The following is a 6,121-nucleotide window of genomic DNA, read 5'->3' as shown; positions in this document are numbered from 1 at the left end:
TTCCCGCCGGCCGGCCCGACACCGCCGGCCGGCCCGTACCCACCGCCCGGGCCGTTCCCGCCGGCCGGCCCGACGCCCGGGCAGCCGGCTGGGCCGATACCGGGTCAACCACCTGGGCCGTGGGGTCAGCAGCCGCCCAGCGGCTACGGAGTGCCGCCCGCCGCGCCGGTGAAGAAGAGCGGCCGCAACGTCGCTCTCATCATCACGGTGGTGGTGCTGCTGGTGCTCTGTCCGTGCCTCGGCCTGGCCGGTTGGGCGGTCTGGAAGGTGGCCGACGCTGGCAGCGACGCCGCGCGTACCCCGTCGACGAGTGCCCCGGTCCTTCCGCCCGCGCTGCCCAGCGACGCGCCGACGTCGGCCGCGCCGACCCCGGACGAGGAGTTCGCGCGGGGTGACTGCGTGGTGAACGACGGCAGTGAGGACGACGCGGAGCTGCGCAAGGTGCCGTGCGGCCCGAACACCTATCAGGTGCTGCTGCGAATCCCGGCGACCACCGACGGCGACCGGTGCGAGACGCTCGCGCCGCAGGCGACCGCGAACTACGTGCACGACAACTCGGTCGACCTGTTCGACTACGTGCTCTGCCTGAAGAAGCGCTAGCCCGATCCGGAGTGCCAGTCACGGCGATTGCCAAAACTAGGGCTGTCTAGCGTCCACGCTAGACAGCCCTAGTTTGTGGTCGACGGTCCCGACACGCCGGTAGCCCCATCTATCCATGTCTAGCCTCGCAGCTAGATGGCCCGATAATCTGCGATGCGTGGATCCGGTCCGCAACCCGTACGCGCCGGGCGCCGGCCAGCGTCCGCCCGAACTCGCCGGGCGGGGGCGGGAGCTGGACGTCTTCGACATCGTGCTCGAGCGCATCGCCCGGGGCCGACCGGAACGCAGCCTGATGCTCACCGGGCTGCGGGGCGTCGGCAAGACGGTCCTACTCAACACCCTCCGGTCGCAGGCGATCAACCGGCTCTGGGGCAGCGGCAAGATCGAGGCCCGACCGGACCAGTCGTTGCGTCGGCCGGTCGCCGCCGCGTTGCACATGGCGGTCCGGGAGCTCGCCCCGCGCCACCGCGCACCGGACCGGATCGACGCGTTCCTCGGCGTCCTCAAGGCGTTCGCCCAGCGTTCCAACCCGACCGGCCGGTCCGGGGCCGCCACGAAGCTGCGCGACCGGTGGCAACCCGGCATCGACGTGCCGGCCGCCAGCGGCCGGGCCGACTCCGGCGACATCGAGATCGACCTGGTCGAGCTGTTCAGTGACGCCGCCGCCGTGGCCAGCGACGTCGGCACCGGCATCGCCATCTTCATCGACGAGATGCAGGATCTCGGCCCGGAGGACGTGTCGGCGCTCTGCGCCGCCTGCCACGAGCTGTCCCAGCTCGGCGCGCCGCTGATCGTCGTCGGCGCCGGCCTTCCGCACCTGCCGGCCGTGCTCAGCGCCGCGAAGTCGTACTCCGAACGGTTGTTCCGCTACCAACGCATCGACCGGCTCGACCGGATCGCCGCCGACCGGGCGCTCTGCGCGCCCGCCGAGCGCGAGGAGGTCGAGTACGAGCAGAAGGCCCTCGACCTGCTCTACGAGAAGTCCGGCGGCTATCCCTACTTCGTCCAGGCGTACGGGAAGGCGACCTGGGATCACGCGCCGCGCTCGCCGATCACGGCGGCCGACGTGCGGGTCGCCGCGCCCGAGGCGGAGGCCGAGCTGGCGGTCGGGTTCTTCGGTTCCCGGTTCGAACGGGCCACTCCCGCCGAACGCGAGTACATGCGGGCGATGGCCATGATGTCCGCGGTCGAGGGCGAGCCCGGCGCGGTGGTCCGCGACGACATGGACGCCGCAGTGCCCACCGCGGAGATCGCCCGTGCCCTCGGCCGCAAGCCGGCCAGCCTGTCCCCGGCCCGGGACGCGCTCATCAAGAAGGGGTTGATCTACTCCGGTGAGCGGGGCACGGTCGCCTTCACAGTCCCGCACTTCGGCCGGTACCTGCGGACGCAGCCGGCCTGACCGCCACCCACCGCGCCGGCCCGGTCAGACCTTCGACCAGGGCGCCGGAAAGTGCACCTCACCGCGAGGCGGGGGCCCTTCCTCGCTGGTGGACGGCGGCAGCACCAACGCCTGCCAGGGTTCACCGAGGCCGGTCCACGGCCCGGTCAGGCCCAGCTCACTCGCCGGGCCGAACCCGAACCGGCGGTAGAAGGCCGGGGCACCGAGGACGACGACGAGCCGCTCGCCCAGCTCGGTCGAGGCGTCCAGGGCGGCCTGCACGACCGCCGTGCCGTGCCCGACCCGCTGTCGGTGCGGCGCGACCGCCACCGGGCCAAGTGCCAGGACGGGCACGTCCGAGCCCCGCTCCGGCCGCAGCCGTACCCGGGTGAGCAGCGCGTAACCGACCACCTCGCCGCCGTACTCGGCGACCATGGCCAGCTCCGGCAACCAGGCGGTGGTGTCGCGCAGCTCGTCGACGAGGCTGACCTCCGGCGGCGTCGCCACGTCCGGGCGGGCGAACGCGGCGGCCAACACGCGGCGGACCGGGCCGGCGTCGGCCGGGTCCTCGGGGCGTAGCCGCAGCGTGGTCACCTGCGCGACGTTACCCGCCAAGGCCCGTCCATCCGTGACGGTCGCTCGATTCGGCGTGGCGTACGTGTACCAACACCAATCCGATCCTGCGGTTGCCGGGGTAGCAAACGCCGCGACGGGGTATGACTGACCTATGACGCCCGTACGCTCCCTCGCCCGCGCCATGCTGAGCGGCATCTTCGTGGTCAGCGGGTATCGCAACTTTCGTGACCCCGGCCGGTTGACGGTGGCCGCCAAACCGGTGACCGACAAGGTCGCGCCGATGCTGAAGAAGGCACACCCGAGCTTCCCCACCGAGACCGAGACGTTGATCCGGCTCAACGCGGCGGTGCAGGTCAGCGCCGGTCTGATGCTGGCCACCGGACGACTCAGCCGACCCGCCGCGCTGGTCCTCGCCGGCACGCTGGTGCCGGTGACCATCGCCGGGCATCCCTTCTGGAACAACGACGACCCGATCGCCAAGAACAACAACCAGATCCACGTCCTGAAGAACCTCGGGCTCCTCGGCGGTCTGCTGCTCGCCGCGGCGGACACCGGCGGCAAGCCGGGTCTGCGGTGGCGGACGGGTCATCGCATCGGCCACTCTCGACGTTCCGTGCAACGCGCCGTCCGGACCGCCCGACGCGAGGCCCGCATCGCCGTCCGCTCCGCGTCCACCGCACGTCGACTCCCCGGCTGACCTGCGTCGATCCGTCTCTGCCTCACCCCCACCCCCCGCTAAGGCCACGAATTACCTGAACCACCCGGTAGGCGTTAACGCGGTGGAAATGTCAAAAACATGTGTGGGATCGGACACGGTCGCATAACGCGGGAGGCACTGACGTGAGGCGCCGTTCTAGGCTCCGTGCAGGACCTGGACGGGTAGGACGACCTTGGTACGGGGGTGGCCACGCCATGCCGACGGCTGTCGGTAGACGGGCGGACCGCCTCGCCCCAATCCAACGTGTGACGCGCGGGATCGACCGGGTGGCGCGCGGGATCGATCGCAGGAACGTCGTACGGGGCGCCATCGTGGCCGCCGTCGCCTATGCCGCATGGCTCGCCATCGGCACCTTCGGGCGGCCGTACAACTTCTTCGACATGAAGATCTACCACGGTGCCGTGGTGTGGTGGGCGAGCGGTCACGAGCTCTACGAGTTCATCGCGCCCGGAACCACACTCGGGTTCACCTACCCACCCTTCGCCGGGTTGGTCATGCTGCCGATGGCGCAGCTCCCGATCGGCGCGGCCGGCATGGTCAACGCCGCCGCCAGCATCGCCGCGTTGGCGCTGGTGCTGGCCGGGCTGCTCCGACCCATCGTGGACCGGCTGGGATGGCCACTGTGGTTCACGGTGGCCGTGGCGGTGCCCCTCGCGGTCGCCATCGAACCAGCCCGGGAGACGCTCGGCTACGGCCAGGTCAACATCCTGCTGTTCGCCCTGATCATGGCCGACCTGATCGGCCTTCGCTGGCGGTCCCGGCGGGGCACCCACTACGCCGCCACCGACGGCCCACTGCTGCGCTTCATCTACGGCGGGGCCTGGGCCGGGGCCGGTATCGGCCTCGCCACCGCGGTCAAGCTCACCCCGGCGCTGTTCATCGCCTACCTGCTGATCACCCGTCAGTGGCGGGTGGCGGCCACCGCCATCGGCACCACGATCGGCGTGACGGTGGGCACCTTCGCGATCGTCGGTGACGAGTCGCGCACCTACTTCGGCAGCGTGCTGTGGCAGACCGAACGGGTCGGCGCGGCGGACATGACGCCCAACCAGTCCCTCGCCGGTCTGCTCGCCCGGCTGTACGACTCGATCGAGACCCCGGGGCTGCTGTGGCTCGCCTTCTCGGTGCTGGTCCTGGCGCTGGGCCTGTCCCGGGCGGCCAGTTCCCGCGCCGACGGTGACGAGCTGACCGCCTTCACGCTTGTCGGTCTCACCGCGAACGTGATCAGCCCGATCTCCTGGACGCACCACCTGGTCTGGGTGATCCCGGCGATCATCGTGCTGGCCGACGCCGCCGTACGTCGCCGCGAGGCGAGCCGGGGGATGCCGCAGCGCACCGGCCAGGGGCCGGTCTTCGGTGGGCTACCCGGGGTCAACGGGCTCCGCCCGCCGATCTGGTATCCGGGGCTGACCGGGCTCCGCCACGGCGTCGCCGCGATCGGGCTCTATCTGCTTTTCCTGATCTCACCGATCTGGCCGTACGAACACCAACTGCCGGAGATGTCGCACTACCAGGACGGCCTGTTCGGGGCACTGATGGAAAACTCGCTCGCGCTCGCGCTGATCGTGCTGGTCGCCGCGCTGCCCTGGCGCCCCGGTGCGGAGCCGGCGTTCTACGGCGACCGGCTCGCCCGGGCAGTGGTGGTCAACGGCCGCCGCTGAGCGCTCAGGGGCAGTTGACCCATTCCTCGGTGCCGTCGGTGAAGACCTGCCGCTTCCAGATCGGCAGTCGCGCCTTGACCTCGTCGACCAGTCGGGCGCAGGCCGCGAAGGCCGCCGCCCGGTGCGCGGTGCTCACCGCGGCGACCAGCGCCACGTCACCGATCGCGAGGGGGCCGACCCGGTGCGAGACCGCCACCGCGTAGACGTCGGGCTCCGCGGCGATCTCGGCGGCCACCTCGCGCAGCACCTGTGCGGCGCTCGGGTGCCCCTCGTACTCCAGGCTCGTGACCTCGCGGCCGTGGTCGTGGTCGCGGACCACGCCCTGGAAGGACACCACAGCGCCGGCCCGGCGGTCGGCGACGGCCGCCTCGTGCGTGGCGAGGTCGAGCGGCTGGTCGGTGACCTCGCCGAAGGTGATCGTTGGTGCGGTCACGACGTACGCTCCCCGGGAAACAACGGCAGTGGCACGATCGGCACCCGGTCGCCCGGCTGGCCGCTGGTGCCGGGTCGGATGACCGCGAACCCGTCCGCGCCGGCCAGGCCACGCAGCATCGCCGAGCCGACGTGGCGGACCGGGGACGCGACGCCGGCGGCCCGGTCCAGTCGGACCAACGCCAGGTGGGTGTGGTCACCGCGACCCGGCACCGCCTCGGCCAACGTGACCTGCGGCAGCAGCGGCATCGACCGGCCCTGGAGACCGGCGAGCAGCGGGGCGACCAACGACACCAGCGCGACGATGGCGGACTGCGGGTTGCCCGGAAGCCCGGCCACGAACCGGGCTCGCCCGTCCGGGCCGGTCAGCCGGGCCAGCAGCATCGGGAAGCCGGGGCGGACCGCCACCGTGTTAACCACGTAGTCGGCGCCGAGCGCCTCCAGGGTCGGGTGCAGGTGGTCGACCGGGCCGTTCATCGTGCCGCCGGTGGTGCAGACCAGATCGGCGTTGGCCAACGCCGAGCGCAGGGCCGCCACGTGCGCGGGCAGCGTGTCGGCGACCGGGCCGACCACGTCGGACGGGCGGACCTGGCAGCCGTACCGCCGCAGCCACGCCGGCACCGCAGGACCCAGCGCGTCGCGGATGCGACCGGCCGCGGGAGGGCCCGCCGTCAGCAGTTCGTCGCCGAAGACCAGCAACGCGGCACGCGGCGCTCGCCGGACCCGCAGCGTGTCGTGCCCGCAGGCGGCGGCCAG

General features: G+C 72.0%; 7 protein-coding genes. 4 read left to right on the top strand and 3 right to left on the bottom strand.

What is annotated here, in order from left to right; translation table 11 throughout:
- Nucleotides 1-150: 150 nt before the first annotated feature.
- Together PSH25_RS15700 and PSH25_RS15695 are read left to right on the top strand one after the other, a co-directional pair.
- On the top strand, nucleotides 151-600 hold the full coding sequence (locus PSH25_RS15700; RefSeq protein WP_308193677.1) for an LppU/SCO3897 family protein: 450 nt from the start codon (nucleotides 151-153) through the stop codon (nucleotides 598-600).
- A gap of 157 nt (nucleotides 601-757) precedes the next feature.
- On the top strand, nucleotides 758-1,999 hold the full coding sequence (locus PSH25_RS15695; RefSeq protein WP_238659796.1) for an ATP-binding protein: 1,242 nt from the start codon (nucleotides 758-760) through the stop codon (nucleotides 1,997-1,999).
- 24 nt (nucleotides 2,000-2,023) lie between these two features.
- Here the strand turns inward: PSH25_RS15695 and PSH25_RS15690 are convergent, their stop codons facing one another.
- Nucleotides 2,024-2,572: a GNAT family N-acetyltransferase gene (locus tag PSH25_RS15690; protein ID WP_238659795.1), complete on the bottom strand. Its 549-nt coding sequence runs from the start codon at nucleotides 2,570-2,572 to the stop codon at nucleotides 2,024-2,026.
- Nucleotides 2,573-2,705: 133 nt separating this feature from the next.
- Here PSH25_RS15690 and PSH25_RS15685 point away from each other — a divergent pair, with 133 nt between their 5' ends.
- Together PSH25_RS15685 and PSH25_RS15680 are read left to right on the top strand one after the other, a co-directional pair.
- Nucleotides 2,706-3,251 (top strand): DoxX family protein, encoded by a 546-nt coding sequence (locus PSH25_RS15685; protein ID WP_238659794.1) that lies wholly within the window; start codon nucleotides 2,706-2,708, stop codon nucleotides 3,249-3,251.
- Between the two features lie 215 nt (nucleotides 3,252-3,466).
- Entirely contained in the window at nucleotides 3,467-4,933 is a 1,467-nt protein-coding gene (locus PSH25_RS15680) for a glycosyltransferase 87 family protein (protein ID WP_238659793.1), read from the top strand.
- Nucleotides 4,934-4,937: 4 nt separating this feature from the next.
- Here PSH25_RS15680 and PSH25_RS15675 read toward each other — a convergent pair whose 3' ends face one another.
- Both PSH25_RS15675 and PSH25_RS15670 read right to left on the bottom strand, forming a co-directional pair.
- On the bottom strand, nucleotides 4,938-5,366 hold the full coding sequence (locus PSH25_RS15675) for a molybdenum cofactor biosynthesis protein MoaE (protein ID WP_238659792.1): 429 nt from the start codon (nucleotides 5,364-5,366) through the stop codon (nucleotides 4,938-4,940).
- A partial coding sequence (locus tag PSH25_RS15670; protein ID WP_238659791.1) for a molybdopterin-binding protein occupies nucleotides 5,363-6,121 on the bottom strand: 759 nt, incomplete at its 5' end. The genes PSH25_RS15675 and PSH25_RS15670, both read right to left, overlap by 4 nt.

The organism is Micromonospora foliorum, from assembly GCF_022229015.1.
GTDB classification, from domain to species: domain Bacteria; phylum Actinomycetota; class Actinomycetes; order Mycobacteriales; family Micromonosporaceae; genus Micromonospora; species Micromonospora foliorum.
The sequence above is the reverse complement of the archived record's forward strand: the minus strand, read 5'-3'. Positions and strand labels throughout refer to the sequence as shown.

What these genes read in the sequence shown, in the direction of transcription:
- PSH25_RS15685 (WP_238659794.1), top strand. Translation starts at nt 2,706, where the DNA reads ATGACGCCCGTACGCTCCCTCGCCCGCGCCATGCTGAGCGGCATCTTC.
- PSH25_RS15680 (WP_238659793.1), top strand. Translation starts at nt 3,467, where the DNA reads ATGCCGACGGCTGTCGGTAGACGGGCGGACCGCCTCGCCCCAATCCAA.